This window comes from Parvularculales bacterium, from assembly GCA_036881865.1.
Taxonomy (GTDB): Bacteria; Pseudomonadota; Alphaproteobacteria; order JAPOUT01; family JBAJNM01; genus JBAJNM01.
Genome location: JBAJNM010000002.1, coordinates 44204 through 62652, shown reverse-complemented (window position 1 = coordinate 62652; position 18449 = coordinate 44204). Strand labels below are relative to the sequence as shown.

16 protein-coding genes are annotated in these 18449 nt (G+C 46.7%); all 16 read right to left on the bottom strand.

Going from position 1 to position 18449, the window contains the following annotated elements; translation table 11 throughout:
* Positions 1-161: 161 nt before the first annotated feature.
* The 16 genes from dnaE to nuoH all read right to left on the bottom strand — a co-directional run bounded on the left by dnaE (position 162) and on the right by nuoH (position 18449).
* A complete protein-coding gene (gene dnaE, locus V6Z81_01050; protein MEG9861083.1) occupies positions 162-3707 on the bottom strand; it encodes a DNA polymerase III subunit alpha in 3546 nt (1181 codons plus the stop codon).
* 140 nt (positions 3708-3847) lie between these two features.
* On the bottom strand, positions 3848-4465 hold the full coding sequence (locus V6Z81_01045; protein MEG9861082.1) for a GIY-YIG nuclease family protein: 618 nt from the start codon (positions 4463-4465) through the stop codon (positions 3848-3850).
* Between the two features lie 23 nt (positions 4466-4488).
* Positions 4489-5190, bottom strand: a complete 702-nt coding sequence (locus V6Z81_01040; GenBank protein ID MEG9861081.1) for an ABC transporter ATP-binding protein — start codon at positions 5188-5190, stop codon at positions 4489-4491.
* A complete protein-coding gene (locus tag V6Z81_01035; protein ID MEG9861080.1) occupies positions 5183-6451 on the bottom strand; it encodes a lipoprotein-releasing ABC transporter permease subunit in 1269 nt (422 codons plus the stop codon). Before V6Z81_01035 ends, V6Z81_01040 begins: the two co-directional genes overlap by 8 nt.
* A gap of 31 nt (positions 6452-6482) precedes the next feature.
* Entirely contained in the window at positions 6483-7802 is a 1320-nt protein-coding gene (locus V6Z81_01030) for a proline--tRNA ligase (protein MEG9861079.1), read from the bottom strand.
* Positions 7803-7812: 10 nt separating this feature from the next.
* Positions 7813-8091 carry a DUF1467 family protein gene (locus tag V6Z81_01025; protein MEG9861078.1) on the bottom strand — a complete coding sequence of 93 codons (279 nt, stop codon included), beginning with the start codon at positions 8089-8091 and terminating at the stop codon, positions 7813-7815.
* A gap of 14 nt (positions 8092-8105) precedes the next feature.
* Positions 8106-8510 carry a methylmalonyl-CoA epimerase gene (gene mce / locus V6Z81_01020; GenBank protein ID MEG9861077.1) on the bottom strand — a complete coding sequence of 135 codons (405 nt, stop codon included), beginning with the start codon at positions 8508-8510 and terminating at the stop codon, positions 8106-8108.
* Positions 8511-8546: 36 nt separating this feature from the next.
* Complete coding sequence (locus V6Z81_01015) at positions 8547-10262, bottom strand: ribonuclease J (GenBank protein MEG9861076.1); 1716 nt, start codon at positions 10260-10262, stop codon at positions 8547-8549.
* The gene (locus V6Z81_01010) at positions 10259-11044 is read right to left on the bottom strand and encodes a biotin--[acetyl-CoA-carboxylase] ligase (GenBank protein ID MEG9861075.1); all 786 of its coding nucleotides are present in this window, start codon (positions 11042-11044) and stop codon (positions 10259-10261) included. The genes V6Z81_01015 and V6Z81_01010 overlap by 4 nt, the downstream gene beginning before the upstream one ends.
* Positions 11044-12501, bottom strand: a complete 1458-nt coding sequence (gene nuoN, locus V6Z81_01005) for an NADH-quinone oxidoreductase subunit NuoN (protein MEG9861074.1) — start codon at positions 12499-12501, stop codon at positions 11044-11046. The genes V6Z81_01010 and nuoN overlap by 1 nt, the downstream gene beginning before the upstream one ends.
* 29 nt (positions 12502-12530) lie before the next feature.
* Positions 12531-14015 carry an NADH-quinone oxidoreductase subunit M gene (locus tag V6Z81_01000; protein ID MEG9861073.1) on the bottom strand — a complete coding sequence of 495 codons (1485 nt, stop codon included), beginning with the start codon at positions 14013-14015 and terminating at the stop codon, positions 12531-12533.
* Positions 14016-14020: 5 nt separating this feature from the next.
* Positions 14021-15946 (bottom strand): NADH-quinone oxidoreductase subunit L, encoded by a 1926-nt coding sequence (gene nuoL, locus V6Z81_00995; GenBank protein ID MEG9861072.1) that lies wholly within the window; start codon positions 15944-15946, stop codon positions 14021-14023.
* Between the two features lie 5 nt (positions 15947-15951).
* Complete coding sequence (nuoK, locus tag V6Z81_00990; GenBank protein MEG9861071.1) at positions 15952-16260, bottom strand: NADH-quinone oxidoreductase subunit NuoK; 309 nt, start codon at positions 16258-16260, stop codon at positions 15952-15954.
* 3 nt (positions 16261-16263) lie between these two features.
* Positions 16264-16878, bottom strand: coding sequence for an NADH-quinone oxidoreductase subunit J (locus V6Z81_00985; protein ID MEG9861070.1), 615 nt, complete (start codon positions 16876-16878; stop codon positions 16264-16266).
* Positions 16879-16900: 22 nt separating this feature from the next.
* Complete coding sequence (gene nuoI / locus V6Z81_00980) at positions 16901-17392, bottom strand: NADH-quinone oxidoreductase subunit NuoI (protein MEG9861069.1); 492 nt, start codon at positions 17390-17392, stop codon at positions 16901-16903.
* Between the two features lie 46 nt (positions 17393-17438).
* Complete coding sequence (gene nuoH / locus V6Z81_00975; protein MEG9861068.1) at positions 17439-18449, bottom strand: NADH-quinone oxidoreductase subunit NuoH; 1011 nt, start codon at positions 18447-18449, stop codon at positions 17439-17441.

The window sequence follows — 18449 nt, the reverse complement described above, 5'->3', positions numbered from 1 at the left end:
TCAGCGCTTCTCTCTTAATCAGCCAAAGACCTGAAAAAAGCACCGCACCGGAAGCCACCCCTGTCTCTCACAGAACATGCCTTAGCCCGCGTGTGGAATAGTACCCATATACGAAAAAATGCTCCGTTTTGCAACTCCCCTTCTCACAGTTCTCCCTCCGGTTAATTAGGAACTGGTATATCCTGCACCGCCTCAACACCATTTATTGCTTTAAGAGCACGGCATCTCTCAGGAGTTACGGCATAACCACCAGGCAGAGTGAGTTCTACCTCCATATCCGGATTTTGACATAGCACAACAAGGGAAACTTGCCCTTTACCGGTTTCTTTACTCAAACATACTTCAATTTCCTGTATGGCAGCCTCTACACTGATAAAAATACGCAAATCATCAACCTTATCACTCACCATGTCATTAAACGCGCGGATGGAGCGTGCCCGAAGGCGTATGTCCTCCCCCTCCCGGTCAATATCCACATAAAGGACCACAGCACGTCCGGCCTCCAAAATGTCTCCCGCTTTTTCAAGAGCCTCCGAGAAAACAACCGCCTCAAACTCTCCAGACAAATCAGAAAGTTCAACAAAAGCATATCTGTTACCTTTATTAGCTCGGCGTTCCCGAACGGCCTTTACGGCACCGGCAATTTTTCCTTGTGTCACCGTACTCTCTGCCAACTCGCTATACGTCATGATTTGTTCATCTTTTAGAAAGACCCCATAATCTTCCAGCGGATGACCAGACAGATAAAAACCGATAACCTGATTTTCATACGTTAACCGCTCCGCTTGAGACCAGTCTTCCTTCTCAGGCAGGGTAAGTTCATCTACGGCATCATCACCCTCACCAAACAATTGCTGCTGCCGACTACGGCGGTTCTCGGCAGCACGTGCGGATAGGCTCAGGATACGGTCTGCACTACCGTATACTTCCGCACGGTTATTATGAAGTACATCAAACGCCCCCGCCTGAGCTAGACTTTCTATAGCCCGCTTATTCAGACGGCCGGCATCCAGGCGGTTTGCAAAATCTGATAGATTTTGAAACGGTCCCTGCTCTTGACGATTTGCCACCAAATCCGCCATTGCTCCTCGACTGACATTTTTAATGGCACCCAAAGCATAGGCAATGTTACCGTCTTCGGTCACTGTAAACACATCATCAGAAATGATGACAGAGGGTGGTAAAACCAAAATACTCATCCGCTCGGCCTCTTGCCGCAGGACACTTAATTTATCGGTATTATTGACGTCAAGGGTCATCGATGCGGCCAAAAACTCCGCCGGATAGTGACACTTCATCCATGCTGTTTGATAAGCCAACAATGCATACGCTGCGGCATGGCTTTTATTAAATCCATAACCGGAAAACTTATTGACCAAATTAAAAATGGATTCCGCTTTCCTTTCATCAACACCGTTTTCCACCGCACCCGATATGAACCGCTTTTTTTGCTTATTCATTTCAGAACGTATTTTTTTACCCATGGCACGGCGCAATATATCGGCTTCACTTAAGGTATAACCCGACAATTTCTGGGCAATCTGCATGACCTGCTCTTGATAAATAATAACGCCGAATGTCTCTCGTAAAATGGACTCAAGTGAGGGATGCAAATAGTCAGGATCTTCGCGGCCATGCTTACAGGCAATATATTTGGGAATATTATCCATCGGGCCCGGGCGGTATAAAGCCACAAGAGCAATTATCTCTTCTATGCGATCCACCCCCATGCGCCGTAATGTATCGCGAACCCCGGTTCCTTCCAGCTGAAACACACCTACCGTATCCCCCCGGCTTAACATGCTGTAAGTTTTGGCATCATCCAGCGGAATAGTTTCAAGTTTTATATCTGTACCCCGCTCCCGCAAAAGCCCCATTGTTTTTTCCAAAACAGTTAGAGTCTTTAAGCCTAAGAAATCAAACTTAACCAACCCCGCCTGTTCTACCCACTTCATATTGAATTGAGTAACCAGAATGTCAGAGCGGGGATCTCTATAAAGAGGTACAAATTTTTCTAATGGCCCCTCGCCAATCACCACCCCCGCCGCATGGGTTGAAGCGTGGCGGTATAAACCCTCCAGATTGAGGCTGATGTTTAACATTCTTTCCACCAACTCATCCTCGCGACGTGCTTCCTGAAGGCGTGGCTCGCCCTCAATAGCCTCCGTCAAAGTAACCGGATTGGCAGGATTGTTAGGTATCATTTTACACAAACGGTCCACCTGACCATAAGGCATTTGCAGAACCCGCCCTACATCTCTCATAACGGCGCGGGCTTGTAATTTTCCGAAAGTAATGATCTGAGCAACCCGGTCCTTGCCATATTTTTCCTGAACGTAACGAATGACCTCGTCACGACGCTCTTGACAAAAATCAATGTCAAAATCCGGCATAGAGATGCGTGCCGGATTTAAAAAGCGCTCAAAGAGAAGATTAAAACGCAGAGGATCCAGATCTGTAATAGTCAGGGCATACGCTACCAGAGAACCGGCGCCGGACCCTCGCCCGGGCCCCACGGGAATGCCTTTTTTACGTGCCCATTGCACGAAATCGGCAACAATCAGAAAATACCCCGGAAATTGCATTTTAATAATAACATCCAACTCAAATTCCAACCGCTCCCGGTACACACTCTCCTCTGCAACAAGGGTGAGGTCTTTTAAACGCTCTTCAAACCCTTGCCTGGCCTGTTGGCGTAAGGCCTCTGCCTCTTCTTCCAGAGTGCCGGCCAGGCGTGGTAACATAGGTGCGCGGGTTTCAGGGCGAAAACTGCATCGCCGGGCGATTTCAACCGTATTGCTAAGAGCTTCAGGAATATCCGCAAACAATTTCGTCATTTCTCCAACTCCCCTGAAATGATTCAAGGGCGTCAGACGTCTGCGGTCTTCCTGCACCATATAAGACCCTCCAGCGATGCAGATCAGTGCATCATGAGATTCAAAATCTTGGGGAGTGGTAAAATAAACCTCATTCGTAGCCACCAGAGGAATATCATGTTCATAGGCAAGCCCTATGAGGGAGTCTTCAACTTGTGCTTCTTCCCGCAGACCATGGCGTTGTATTTCTATATAAAGCCGGTCACCGAATAGGTTTGATAATCGGGTTAACATGACCTCCGCTGCCGGACGCTGGCCTTGCTCCAAAAGAAGATTAAGCGGCCCCCCCTTACCGCCCGTTAGGCAAATAAGTCCCTCTTCATACGCATGCAAATCTTCAAAACTGATATGCGGCTTTTGCACATGGTCGCTCTCCGCCAGATAGGCCCTGCTGGCCAGTTTTACAAGGTTTTGATAGCCGGTTTCATTGGTCGCCATAAAGACCAGAACGGGCATTTCTTTTCCATAAACGGTATGGGTAGAATCGGTGGCTTCTTCCTGATTATCATAGAAACTCAAAGAGCACCCGATTATGGGTTGAATACCCTTGCTTGCCAGAGTTTCGGAAAACTCCAGAGCCCCAAACAGATTATCACTATCCGTGACAGCCACCGCCGGCATGTTTTCTTGCTCACACAAATCCGCAATCTTATCAATCCGGACCGCTCCTTCCAAAAGAGAATAAGCCGTATGAACTTTTAAGTGAATAAATTCAGGCGATGTTAATTTTTTATCTTCCGTAGTCTCAATTACGGCCGGTATGTGATTCGAGGCTGTGCTTGATGGTGTACCATTTTCACTATCAGTATTTCTTTCCACTAGCCCTGTCACCGGTTTTAGCCCTTGTCCAATCTGTGCATGTTAGCCTGTATTATCAGGACCTGTTTATAGCATAAGCTAATATCTAAACGGGGCCCTCTATCCGCTCAGGGATAGCTCCGGTAGTGCTTCAATCTAACTCATTTTGCCCATCAGCTCGACGAGGTCTCCATACGAATCCGTCTTTCCGTTAAGGTTTCATTTTCAAACACCCAATAATCAGGTCCCCTACAGGCAGTCCCTATTTTACCAAAATGCGTCACGAGTATATTTAGGGCAAATTTACTGAGAGAACCCTTTTCTCCTTCATATTCAATCTCACGCTCTCCGGTTACCGTCGATACTCTTGTCTCATCTCGGAGAAATGTCAATTTAGATCCGATGGGAATGTCTACCATTGAGAAGGTAAAGGCGGGTTGTATTGAACGCTGACGATTAAGGGAATCCTGTTCTTCCTGACTATCAACAACATCTTTCTCAAGGATCACCTCTCTAATTGCCCATCCCTCAAGGAGAATTTTCGCCCTTTCAGGATTGATCCGAAAGAATTCCCGCTTAGGATTGATACGGTGATCCCCAAGTCCGAAGTGAAGACGTTTCTCAATGTCCGAAGCGTTCTCAACCTCACAACAGTAATAGCACTCAAAAGGTACAGGGACACCAGAAGGACGGGATAAATCCTTCAATCGTTCTTCAAGATTTGTTGCCCGGCCGATCTTTACCAGATCGGGAATTACTGGATTTGTCAGGATGTAGACGAGTTCAGACATATTTTTCCTCCTGAATTAGTTTATTAGCAATTAACGGGAGATTCTTGCAAAACTCCCTCATGAAGCGTATATGTACGGTCCATATGGGCGGCCAGTTCCAGATTATGGGTTGCAATAATAGTGGCTACCCCATGCTCCCGCGCCTGGGCCAGCAACTGCTCAAAGACCAACAAAGCCGTCTTGTGGTCCAGGTTGCCGGTTGGTTCGTCAGCCAGCAAAAGAACAGGGTCATTGGCCAAAGCGCGTGCTATGGCCACACGCTGCTGCTCACCGCCGGAAAGTTGCGCCGGACGATGATCCAGCCGCTCTCCCAGCCCCATATCCGCCAGTAAATCAGCCGCTTTGAGGCGCGCCTCTTGCCGGTTTTTTCCGGCTAAGCGTTGAGGAATAATAACATTTTCCAGCGCCGTAAACTCATCCAGCAAGTGATGAAATTGATAAACAAAACCCACCCGTTCACGCCGGATATAACTCAGGACCTGATCCCCCAGCCCTCTTGTTGCCTCCCCAAGGATAGAAACCTCACCGCTATCGGGTTTTTCCAGCAACCCTGCAATATAAAGCAAAGATGACTTGCCCGCCCCTGATGACCCAACTAAAGCCACCAGTTCACCTTTGTTCAGATTAAGCGAAATATCTTCAAAGACAGGCAAAGTCTGCGCGCCCTGCATATAGGTACGAGCAACATGGGTTAACTCCAAAACCCGCTCATCACCCTCATTCATAACGTAAAGCCTCAACCGGGTCTAAACGGGCAGCGCGGCGGGCCGGATAAAGAGTCGCCATAAAAGAAAGTCCCAGAGCCATGGTGAGAATCCAGAAGACTTGCACCGGGTCCATCTCGGCGGGCAAACTACTCAAATAATAAACTTCGGGAGAGAAAATCTCCGTACCGCTTAGCTGCGATAACCACTGGCGCAGTGTTTCTATATTCAGACAGAACGTAACCCCAAGAATAAAACCGGTTACGGATCCGGTGATACCAATACTGGCGCCGGCCAGAAAGAAAATACGCATAATCATGCCTTGCGTCGCCCCCATAGAGCGCAAAACGGCAATATCCCGCCCCTTATCTTTCACCAACATGATAAGCCCCGATATAATATTCAGGGAGGCAACGACAATAATCAGTGTCAGGATGAGAAACATAACGTTGCGCTCTACCTCAAGAGCGCTGGATAAAGCTGAGTTGGCCTGCTTCCAGTCAGATAAGAAATAATTTGGACCCACTGCCTCTCCAATAGAGGCCCTGAGAACACTCACCTGATCCGGATCATCAATCATGACAGACACCCGGCCTGCTGAGGCTCCTGCATTAAAAAACGACTGGGCTTCCTCAAGGGACATATAGATGAAACCACCATCAATGTCGGACATCCCTATCTCAAACAGACCCGTGATAGGATAATTCCCTACCCGTGGCATAGTTCCGAAAGGTGTTGAGGTACCTTGTGGTGCATAAAGGGTCACGTTATCCCCAACATTAACTCTTAATGATTTGGCGAGACGCGCGCCCACTAAAACACCATTCCCTATATCAAAATCATTCAGAGAACCGCCCACGATGTTATCGGTAATAAGAGGTAGAGAGCGCAAATCATCTTCCCGCATACCACGCACCAACACCCCCTGAGTATGGGTCGCTGTTGCAAGTAGTACCTGACCCTCAACGACAGGTACGGCACCGATAACACCGTCCACCCCCTGAACTTGCTTAATAAGTGGATTATAATCCGGTATACGCCCCTCCACGCCATAGATCATAATATGACCGTTAACACCAAGAATGCGGCCTAAAAGTTCACTTCGAAAACCGTTCATCACCGCCATGACTATAATCAGCGTTGCCACCCCCAGTGCAATGCCGATGAGCGAAAACCACGCAATAACTGAAATAAACCCCTCCTTACGCCGCGCCCGCAAATAACGCAGAGCCACAGACCATTCAAAAGCAGAAAAAGGGCGTGTGCTTGTTTTAGATGTCATTAGATATCACGGAACTTTCTCACTCTCACAATTAATTTATGAAACGAGAAAGTATATCATCCGGAATTAAAATTTCACTGCTACCCGTTGCCCGGCACTTTAACTCTGCCACCCCTTCTGCTAACCCACGGGGACCAACGATAATTTGCCAGGGTAAACCAATAAGATCCATCGTGGAAAACTTGGCACCGGCCCGCTCATCCGTATCATCATAAAGAACCTCCACCCCGGCATCACTCATGCGCCGGTAAAGTCGTTCACATACGGAATCGCTATCTTCATCCCCTGCTTTAAGATTAACAAGACCAATCAAAAACGGTGCAACAGACTCGGGCCAAACGATACCCTTATCATCATGACAGGCTTCAATAATACCTCCGACCAGACGGGAAACGCCAATACCATAAGAGCCGCTTTGCACCGCCACCTGCTTTCCATCAGTTGATACGACCTCGGCACCCATGGGCTTGGAGTATTTATCGCCAAAGAAGAAAATATGCCCTCCCTCTATCCCCCGTGCTTTAATACGTTTGTCTGATGGTACGTTGGCTTCAAAGCGGGCGGAGTCATGTTTTTCTGAAGTCGCTGCATAAAGGGAAGTCCAGTTCTCTATAATAGGCTTAAGATCACCATCATAATCAACCGATGCATCAGGTGCCGGCATACTCAGGAGATCCCCGTGACAAAAAATCTCGGACTCTCCCGTATCCGCTAAGATAATAAACTCATGGCTCATATCACCCCCGATGGGGCCGGTTTCTGCAACCATGGGAATAGCTCTCAGTCCAAGTCTATCAAAAGTTCGTAGATAAGAAACAAACATGCGATGATAAGAACGTTGACCTTCTTCAGCATTAACATCAAAAGAATAGCCATCCTTCATAAGAAACTCCCGCCCCCGCATAACACCAAAACGGGGACGTATCTCATCGCGAAATTTCCACTGAATATGAAACAGATTAACCGGCAAATCCCTATAAGAACGTACCGCATTCCGGAAAATATCCGTTATCATTTCTTCGTTTGTTGGCCCGTATAACATTTCCCGGTCGTGACGGTCCGTAATCCTAAGCATCTCCCGACCATAGCCATCATAGCGACCTGATTGCTTCCACAAATCTGCTGACTGTATGGTAGGCATAAGAGCTTCAAGTGCTCCGGCCCGCGTTTGCTCATCGCGCACAATATCTTCAATTTTTTTTAAAACTCGCAATCCTAAAGGCAGCCAGGCATAAATGCCTGCACTGGTTTGGCGTACCAAACCGGCTCTTAACATAAGCCGGTGAGATATAATTTCCGCCTCTGCAGGATCTTCCTTTAGCACCGGCAAAAAATAACGCGATAGACGCATAACGACTTCTCTATTCCCATATTCTTTCAAGATTCGCCAGAAAACTGACGGAATCCCGAATCTCCGGCCACCAATAGATAATAGCCAGCAGTATCCCCCATACAAATACCGTCACGATTGTCGTCAAGACTGCCTTAAACCCAATGCGAGGACGTATAGGTGCACTTTCCGCCATGCCTGTCTCAACACTTCCCGCATCGCCATAGGTGGTAATACCCCATGGCAGAACAGCAAAAAAGATAACAGACCAGGTAATGCAAAACAGAACCAGTGCCAACACTAAATCCACGACGCCCGCTCCTGTTACGCCTGCTCCAGCTCGATCAAAGTGCCGCAAAAACCTTCCGGATGCATAAAAATAACCGGCTTGCCATGAGCACCAATCTTTGGTTCACCATCACCGGTGATTTTGGCACCCTTCTCAATCATTTCATCGCGGGCACTAAGTATATCGTCAACCTCATAGCAGAGATGATGCATCCCGCCTTTGGGATTCTTTTCCAAAAACCTTTTGATAGGCGAGGCATCCCCCAAAGGCTCTATGAGTTCAATGGTTGTATTAAGGAGTTTCACGAAAACAGTAGTCACACCATGGTCCGGTTGTGGCTGAGCTTCCGATACGTTGGCTCCCAGCGTATTATGGTATATCTCAGCCGCCACCTGAATATCAGGGACAGCAATCGCTACGTGGTTTAATCGTCCAATCATGAGTATGCCTCCTCTCGTTTCCTGTTCTTCCTACCACTATACTATAACAAGACTCACCTCAATAAGCGGCTTCTTGCCCCAATAGTCCTGAATTGCCTGTCTTATATACCGCCTCACCAAGTCTTTGATACGTCCTGTTTGACGCTCGTCAATTCGGTCCGGCGACAAAACCTTTTTAAACCCCTGGGAGGCCAACGCTTCCCGCGCTGCCTGTCGGGCCATATCCCGCACCGGCAGTTCATCGCTCTCGCCGTCAGGAAGCCCCAGAGCGTGAACATCCGGCTCTTCAATCAACTGCCCCTTTTTATTGAGGACTAATGCCACAAATACCACACCGGCATTGGCCAAAGTTCGACGGGCATGTAGCGCTGGGTCACCGTCGGATACCAACAGATCACCATCTACATAAATCCGCCCGTAAGGCACTTGATCTGTAATGTGCGCCTTGTCAGGTGCAAGATGCACCATATCGCCATTACGGGCCGTTATCACCTCAGGAACCTGCAAACTTTGGGCCAGACGTGCGTGCTCCGCTAAATGGCGGGCTTCGCCATGAACGGGAATAGCCACTTGCGGCTTGATCCAGCTATACATGTGGGTCAACTCATCCCTGCAAGGGTGGCCGGATACGTGAATCTCTCCTCCCCGATTGGTAATAATATCAATACCACGTTCTACCAGCATGTTCTTCATATCACTGATATCAACCTCATTGCCGGGAATAGAACGGGAGCTGAAAATAACCGTATCACCCTCCTCTAAGCGCAAGCTGGGATGTTTGTCTTCCGCTAAACGCATCAAAGCAGCCCGCGGCTCGCCTTGAGAGCCGGTACATAAAATCAAAACTGTCTCCGGCGGCAAAGTCCGTGCTTCATGCTCTTCTATAAACTTGGGTACATTGGTAAGAAATCCATTTTGCCGTGCGGCTTCCACCATGCGATGCATGCTACGCCCCGCCAATACAATGTGCCTGTCACATGCCTTGGCAACCTCCGCAATAGTGCCAAGACGCGCAATGTTAGATGCGAAAGTGGTTACAGCAACGCGTCCCGTGCAAGATTTTACTAAATCGTAAAGCCCATTAAATATTTGGGCTTCTGAACCGGCTACCCCCTCTTCAAAAACATTGGTTGAATCGCAAATCAATGCCCTTATCCCCGACACCCCTATTTTACCGAGAGCATCTTCATCAATAGCCTCACCAATCAGAGGGTCAGGATCTATTTTCCAATCGCCCGTGTGAAAAATATTCCCCAACGGTGTGCGTATCAAAAGACCATTCGGCTCGGCAATAGAATGCGTTAGCGTTACCAATTCAATATCAAATGGCCCAAGGTTTAGCGATCCTTTCAAGGGAAGAACATGAAGATATTCTGCGGCTTCCTCTTCAAACCCCTCACGAACAAGTTTACCTTTCACCAACGAGGCCGTAAACGAGGTCGCATAAACAGGACATTTCAGATGAGACCACAAATAAGGCACAGCCCCGATATGATCCTCATGCCCGTGAGTAAGTACAAGCCCCATTAAATCATCCCGTTTTTCTTCAATAAAACTGATATCGGGAGTAATGACGTCAATCCCCGGTGGCTCTCCGCGAGTGAAGGTGACTCCTAAATCCACCATAAGCCAGCGTCGGTCGTGCTCCGGACCAAAGCCGTAAAGATTGAGGTTCATACCAATCTCTCCGGCACCCCCCAAAGGAAGAAAGATTAACTCGTCGATTGATTTTTGTTTCTTTTTAACCATCATAAAGCATCACGCTTTAATGGTGTTGGAAAGAAAACATCCCCCGCCGGAATAGAACACACTCTCCCCCGCCCCTGAGCCAACATCAAGGCTCCCTGCTCATCTAATCCCGCAAAAATACCCTTATGAATGGTTGAAGGTAACCGCACTTCTATCTTCTCCCCTACGCCAGCTGCCCGCTCAAGCCATGCCAAACGGGTAGTTTCAAACCCTTCTCCATAAATCCACTCCTGAAACCGCACAGAAAACTTGTGTGCTAATAGAGGTAGTACCTGACTGATGGAATGAATCTCTCCTGTAAAAGCGGCAACAGATGCCGCCGGATAAGGTGTGTCTTTCGGATAGTGAACCAGATTAATACCAATGCCTATTATCAGACGCATTCGTTTGTTTGCCGTGCCTGATGCTTCCAGCAAAATACCAGCTATTTTTTTATCCGCCAACAAAACATCATTAGGCCACTTTAAACCAACATTTTTTTTCCCTCTCGATAACTCTACGATCATATCGTAAACTGCAAGTCCGGCAACAAATGATAATTGTGCTGCAACAATAGGCGTAACAGATAAAGAGAGTAACAGACTGGTCATCAAATTTCCTTCCGGCGAGGTCCACGCCCGTCCGCGACGCCCCCGTCCCGCCGTTTGCCGTCGTGCCACAACCCACAACGGCCCCTCCTCTCCCGCCTGCCCTAAGCGAAGAGCCTCCTCATTGGTGCTATCAAGAGTCTCTCTATACAGCAGATTATATCCTGCCGGCATATGCCCAAAATCAGGCACACTCATTATGGCACAAACAAAGCAATTGCTGCAGTATCTGCAGGAACAAGAATAACCGCAGGGTAAAGAACAAAAACGATGGTCAGTATTCCCATTGCTGCGATCAAAAAATTTATCTCCCGCGGCATTGGGCTAACAAAATCTTCAGTTGGCTCATCAAACCAAATGATTTTGATAACACGAAGATAGTAAAACGCTCCCACAACACTTGCCAAAACCCCAAGAACGGCCAAAACATACAGCCCTGCTCCTATGGCCGCTAAAAAAACGTAAAACTTAGCAAAAAACCCCGCAAGAGGTGGAATGCCCGCCAGCGAAAACATAAACACAGAAAGATAAAACGCCATCACGGGTTGACGCTGACCCAGACCCGCAAGATCGTTGATGTCTTCTGTTGCCCCCTCCCTATGTCGCATCCCAAGGATGCAACAAAAAGTCCCAATGTTCATAATCATATAAATAACTAGATAAACAATAACGCTCTGAAGCCCTACTTGTGTGCCTGCCGCTAAACCAACCAGAGCGAACCCCATATGCCCAATAGAACTATATGCCATCAGACGTTTTATATTGCTTTGCCCAATAGCGGCAAAAGCGCCCAATATCATAGATAGGGCAGAGACAAGAATAACTATCTGCTGCCAGTTATTTTCATAGGGAAAAAACCCGTCCATAACGACCCGCATGAATAATGCCATAGCTGCAATTTTTGGCGCACTGGAGAAAAACGCGGTAACAGGTGTGGGGGCACCTTCATAAACGTCCGGTGTCCACATATGAAACGGTACGGCTGATATCTTGAAAGACAGACCTGCTAAAATAAATACCAACCCTACCGTAAGCCCTGCCGACCCCCCGTGTGCATTCAAAGTGGCAGTTAAATTATCAAAACCCGTTGTCCCGCTAAAGCCATAAACCAACGAACAGCCATACAACAGCATACCTGATGACAAAGCCCCCAAAACAAAATATTTCAAACCAGATTCTGTAGAACGCACCGAATCCCGTTGAAAAGCGGCTAGCACATAAAGAGGAAGGCTTTGCAATTCAAGCCCCATGTACATGGCAATAAGGTCATTGGCCGAGATCATCATGAACATGCCAATGGTGGCAATTAAAATCAAAATGGGGAACTCAAACTGTTCCGCTTTTTCCTCTTCAAGCCATGCCAAAGAAATAACAATAGCCGCACCGGAGGCTGCCAGCACCAGAAGTTTCATCAACCAGGCAAAACCATCCATAACATAAGCATTACCAAAGGCTGTAATCCGCTCAGCAGGCAAAGCCAGTAAAACAGCCGCTGTCAGCGCCAACATCCCTAACGCGCCATAGGAAATCGCACGCAACATCGTACGCCCCCCCATATAGGCGCCGACCAACAACAAAATCATGGCTCCACAAGCCAGAATAATCTCCGGTAAGACGATAATTGGTATCCATGATTCTGGCGAATAAACGTTCATATTACCTGTATTTCCTCTAACCTGCTCTACTATCGCGCTAGCGCGTCTCTGTATCCGCTTATAAGGTTTTCAACCGAAACCGCTGTTACCGAAAATATCGCCTCCGGATAAAGACCAAAAAACAAAACTGCTACGAGTAAAGGGGCAATAGTAATAATTTCGCGGTGATTCATATCAAGAATATCTTTTAAATTTTCTCGCTCAAGCTCCCCGAAAACAATACGCCGATATAAGAAAAGCGCATACACTGCACTTAAAATAATGCCCGTTGTAGCCAAAACGGCAACCACGGGTTCAATCTGGAAGACACCTATAATGGATAAAAATTCACCCACAAAACCACTGGTTCCCGGCAAACCCACATTAGCCAGCGTAAACAACATAAAACAGAAGGCATAAATAGGCATTCTGTTAGCCAACCCCCCATAGTCCGCGATTTTCCTAGTGTGAATCCTATCGTACACAATGCCCACACACAAAAATAGAGCCCCCGAAACCCAACCATGAGAGAGCATTTGAAATAATCCTCCCTGCATCCCCTGTTCAGTTAGGCTAAACACACCTATAGTAACAAACCCCATGTGTGCTACCGATGAGTACGCGATAAGCTTTTTGATATCCTCCTGTGCAAGAGCAACCAGTGATGTATAGATAATGGCAATCACGCTCAGGGCATAAACCAATGGCGCAAAATAATCGCTAGCCAGAGGAAACATCGGTAGCGAAAAGCGTAAAAAACCATAACCGCCCATTTTAAGAAGCACACCTGCTAAAATAACAGAGCCAGCAGTTGGAGCCTCAACGTGAGCGTCTGGCAACCACGTATGCACGGGCCACATAGGCAATTTTACGGCAAAAGAGGCAAAAAAAGCGAGCCATAACCAGGTTTGTATTGCGGGCGGAAAATCGTGCGATAACAGCGCAATAATATCAGTTGTACCAGCTTGCCAATACATGACCATGATGGCCAACAGCATGAGGATAGAACCCAGAAGTGTATAAAGAAAAAATTTAAAGCTGGCATAAACGCGCCGTTCTCCCCCCCATACTCCTATAATAAGGAACATGGGGATAAGCCCTCCTTCAAAGAATAAATAAAACAACACCAGATCAAGAGAACAGAAAACACCAATCATCAATGTTTCCAGCACCAAAAAGGCAATCATATAATTCCTGACCTGCTTGGTGATGGATATCCAACTCGCTAGAATACATAAAGGAGTTAGAAAAGCCGTAAGCACGACGAGGAGAAGCGATATGCCATCCACACCCATGTGATAGGTGATACTGCCCCCTAACCATGCACGCCGCTCTACAAATTGAAAATCTGGTGTGCTGGGGTCAAAATTTGCCCAAATACCAAGAGCAATCAATAACGTCGCCAGCGTTGTCCACAACGCCACATGACGCGCATTGCGGGCAACGATCTCTTCTTCTCCCCGTATGGTGAGAATAACAAGCGTTCCCGCCAATGGCAGGAACGTCATAAGAGAAAGAATAAAATTAGATGACACGCCCCCTACCCTTGCACCATAAACCAAGTAATAAGGGCGGCAATCCCAATCAGCATAATAAAGGCATAATGATAGAGATAGCCCGTCTGCAACCTGACAACACTACGTGTGATAGTCAAAACACGCGCCGCAATGCCATCTGGCCCCAGGCCATCAATTAAAGCACCATCACCCTGTTTCCATAAAAGCCTCCCTAATCGCAGCGCCGGACGTGTAAAAAGCGCATCATAGATTTCATCAAAGTACCACTTATTAAGCAAAAAGCGGTATATGATATCATGGGCACGGGCTAGGGAAGAAGGTATATCAGGTTTGCGTATGTAGAGGTACCACGCCAGCACAAACCCTAAAACAAGAGCAAGGGTCGGACTCCACACAACCCAGGATGGTGCATCATGAATCTCATTTAAAACCTCATTACCAGTTTGAACTACAATAGACGTTCGCCAAAAAATATTGCGCTCTTCTCCCACAAAAAACTCAACAAACAATATTCCCGTAAACAGAGACCCTATCGCCAATATAAGAAGTGGTATCAACATAACGGGAGAACTTTCATGGACATGAGAAAGAGATCCCGCATCGGTGCGCATTTCACCATGAAAAGTAAGAAAAATTAATCGCCATGAATAAAATGCCGTTAAGAATGCGGCTACAAGAGTAAGAGTAAAGGCATAGGCATGAGCAGCAGAGTGCGACATATAGGCGGCTTCAATAATCACATCCTTAGAGAAATATCCTGCCGTTAGGGGTAGTCCTGTCAGGGCCAAAACACCAATAAGCATCATGGTATATGTAGCAGGAAGCAGAGATTTAACACCCCCCATACGTTGCATGTCTTGTTCATCAGACAAGGCATGAATAACAGACCCGGCACTTAAAAATAAAAGAGCCTTAAAGAAAGCATGAGTAAAAAGATGAAAAATTCCTGCTTCATAAGCACCTAATCCAAGCGCTACAAACATATACCCCAGCTGGGAGCAAGTGGAATATGCCACCACACGTTTAATATCGTTCTGGGTAACAGCCACCGTGGCAGCAAAAAAAGCTGTTGTTGCACCTATCACGGTAACAACCATCAAGGCATCCGGAGACAAAGAAAAAAGTGGCGAACACCGCGCTACCAAAAACACACCCGCTGTTACCATAGTAGCCGCATGAATAAGAGCTGAGACTGGCGTTGGCCCCTCCATAGCATCTGGTAACCATGTATGAAGAAAAAACTGTGCAGACTTACCCATGGCACCCATGAACAAGAGTAGGCAAATCACGGTGATAGCGTTGAACTCTTGTCCAAAAAGGAGAAAATTTTCACGCTCCATATCCGACGCTTTTTCGAAAACGATATTATAATCAAGAGAACCAAACAGATAAAAGATAGCGCAAATCCCTAACAACAATCCAAAATCACCAATACGGTTAACAACAAAAGCCTTAATAGCTGCCGCATTGGCAGAAGGTTTTTTGTACCAAAAGCCAATTAATAAATAAGAGGCTAACCCCACTCCTTCCCATCCAAAAAACAGCTGTAAAAAATTATCCGCCGTAACCAACGCCAGCATCATGAAGGTGAACAGTGACAGATAGGCAAAAAACCGTGCCCGGTGAGGGTCGTGAGACATATAGCCTATGGAATATATATGCACTAGGCTTGAAATACCGGTGACCACTACCAGCATGACAGCGGTAAGTGTATCTACATAAATAGCCCACTCAGTGATAACATCACCCACATTTATCCAAGGGAAAATAAAATCATAAATAACCGCCCCTTCAAAACCTACCTGATAAAAAATAATCAATGACAGCGTTGCCGAGATAACAAGCAGCACTGTAGTGAAAGCCATAGCCCCACGGTCACCAATCCAACGATGACCCAGACCTGCAATTAAAGCACCCACGAGAGGGAGAAACAAAACTGCCTGTGCCACTCTTGTTACCCCTTCATAAGATTAATATCTTCCACGGCAATAGTGCCGCGGTTGCGGAAATAGGTCACCAAAATGGCCAGACCAATCGCCGCTTCTGCGGCGGCTACCGTGAGGGCTAAGAGTGCAAATATCTGTCCGGTTAAATCTCCCAGAGCGGCCGAAAAAGCTACCAGATTGATATTCACTGCCAGCATTATTAGCTCGATCGACATCAAAATAATAAGGACGTTTTTTCGATTAAGAAAAATACCAAAAATGCCAAGAGCAAAAAGAATAGCTCCAACAGTAAGAAAATGTCCTAACCCTACAAGCATGATTCAAACACCATCCCCGGGTTTTATGTTTTTGAGTGCAACCGCCTCTTTAGGTTTTCGGGCAACCTGTTCATATATTACTTGCCGACGCACCCGGTCTCTGTGGCGCAGGGTAAGGGTGATGGCACCAATCATAGCAACCAGCAAAATAAGACCCGCCGCTTGAAAAAAATATATGTAATTTGTATAGAGGATCGCACCAATCGCTTCAGTGTTTGTCAACGTTGCCGGTTCAGGTACAGGCGTAGCGATACCCGACAAAGTTTCTGGACGCACCCCCCAACTTCCTAGCACCAAAACAAGTTCAACCAGCAAAATAATGCCCACAAGACTGCCTGTCGGTAGGTATTGCAAGAATCCTCGTTTTAGTTTAGCAAAGTCAACATCCAACATCATGACAACAAACAAAAACAAGACCGCAACAGCCCCTACGTAAACTACAATCAAAATAAATGCTAAAAACTCCGCGCCTGCTAAAATAAATAACCCCGCCGCGCTGAAAAACGCCATAATAAGGAAAAGAACGGAATGCACCGGATTACGTGCGGCAATCACCATAAAGCCTGACCCCACCACTACGGTGGAAAATACATAAAAGGCCAGTTCGTAAATGATCACACCAAATCCCCTCGCGATAATTCTACCGATATGGTGCGTCTTTGGCTAAATTTTCGGCAATAGAGCGCTCCCAGCGATCACCATTGTCCAACAATCGCTCCTTGTCGTAGAGAAGTTCCTCACGTGTTTCAACAGCAAACTCAAAATTAGGCCCTTCTACAATAGCATCTACCGGACAGGCCTCCTGACAAAAACCACAATAAATACATTTAACCATATCAATGTCATACCGGATAGTACGACGCGTTCCGTCTTCATTACGTGGCGCTGCTTCTATAGTAATCGCCTGAGCAGGGCAAATGGCTTCACACAATTTACAGGCAATACAGCGTTCTTCTCCGTTAGGATAACGCCGTAGAGCATGCTCGCCTCTAAAACGCGGCGAGAGCGGCCCTTTTTCATGTGGATAATTAAGAGTAGCCTTAGGTTGCACAAAATAGCGCAACCCTAATGCCAAAGCACCCCAGAATTCTTTAAGCAACAGAGGTTTTATAACACGCACTATAGATAGCATTTATTTGTATCTTTCATTGTTGCTACCCTACTCACTATTTTGATCTTTACGCCGGTAGAATATCAAAGAAAACTAATACACCTGCCGTAGCGATGACATAAAATAACGTTAAGGGTAAAAATACCTTCCACCCCAAACGCATCAGCTGGTCATAACGATATCGGGGCACGATGGCCTTTACCATAGATATCATAAAAAACAGAAAGATGACCTTTAAAAAGAACCACCCCACCCCGGATAACCAATTAAAGGGAGCTATATCTACGGGTGGCAACCAACCCCCCAGAAACAAAATAGTTCCCAGGGCGCACATTAAAATGACGTTAGCGAGTTCTCCGATCATAAATAGTAGAAATGGCGTTGAGGAGTATTCAACCATAAAGCCTGCGACAAGTTCTGATTCGGCTTCAGGCAAGTCAAAAGGTGGACGGTTGGTCTCTGCCAGAGCCGAAATAAAAAACACAATGAACATTGGAAAGAGAGGAATAAAAAACCAGACGTTTTTTTGTGCCAGCACAATTTCGGATAAGTTTAATGACCCTGCACATAACAACACAGTGATAATAACAAAGCCGATTGATACTTCATAAGACACCATCTGCGCTGCCGACCGCAAAGCTCCCAAAAAGGGATACTTTGAATTGGATGCCCAACCCCCCATAATAATGCCGTAAACGGATAGGGATGAAATAGCGAATATATAAAGTACGCCTACATTGATATCGGCCACAGCCCATCCGTCATTAGCGGGGATAACTGCCCAGGCGCTTATGGCCAGAAAGAACGTAACAAAAGGGGCCAACAAAAAGACCCCTCTGTTGGCTCTGGACGGAATAACGACTTCCTTAAAGACATATTTGAGAAGATCAGCAAAAGATTGCAGCAACCCCCATGGCCCTACAACATTAGGCCCACGCCGCATCTGAACCGCCGCCCATATTTTACGGTCAGCATACATAACAAAGGCTAACGACACTAACAAGACAACAACCACAGCCAGACTGTGAATAATCGTCCAAACTAATGGCAAGCCATATTCTGTCCAGAATTCAATCAT

Bases quoted from the DNA above. Each gene is read 5' to 3' on its own strand.
- V6Z81_01015 (MEG9861076.1), bottom strand. From the start codon at position 10,262: ATGATGGTTAAAAAGAAACAAAAATCAATCGACGAGTTAATCTTTCTT.
- nuoN (MEG9861074.1), bottom strand. From the start codon at position 12,501: ATGAACGTTTATTCGCCAGAATCATGGATACCAATTATCGTCTTACCG.
- V6Z81_01030 (MEG9861079.1), bottom strand. From the start codon at position 7,802: ATGCGTCTATCGCGTTATTTTTTGCCGGTGCTAAAGGAAGATCCTGCA.
- nuoK (MEG9861071.1), bottom strand. From the start codon at position 16,260: ATGCTTGTAGGGTTAGGACATTTTCTTACTGTTGGAGCTATTCTTTTT.
- V6Z81_01035 (MEG9861080.1), bottom strand. From the start codon at position 6,451: ATGACATCTAAAACAAGCACACGCCCTTTTTCTGCTTTTGAATGGTCT.
- nuoI (MEG9861069.1), bottom strand. From the start codon at position 17,392: ATGCTATCTATAGTGCGTGTTATAAAACCTCTGTTGCTTAAAGAATTC.
- V6Z81_01045 (MEG9861082.1), bottom strand. From the start codon at position 4,465: ATGTCTGAACTCGTCTACATCCTGACAAATCCAGTAATTCCCGATCTG.
- mce (MEG9861077.1), bottom strand. From the start codon at position 8,510: ATGATTGGACGATTAAACCACGTAGCGATTGCTGTCCCTGATATTCAG.
- V6Z81_01010 (MEG9861075.1), bottom strand. From the start codon at position 11,044: ATGAGTGTGCCTGATTTTGGGCATATGCCGGCAGGATATAATCTGCTG.
- V6Z81_01040 (MEG9861081.1), bottom strand. From the start codon at position 5,190: ATGAATGAGGGTGATGAGCGGGTTTTGGAGTTAACCCATGTTGCTCGT.
- nuoH (MEG9861068.1), bottom strand. From the start codon at position 18,449: ATGATTGAATTCTGGACAGAATATGGCTTGCCATTAGTTTGGACGATT.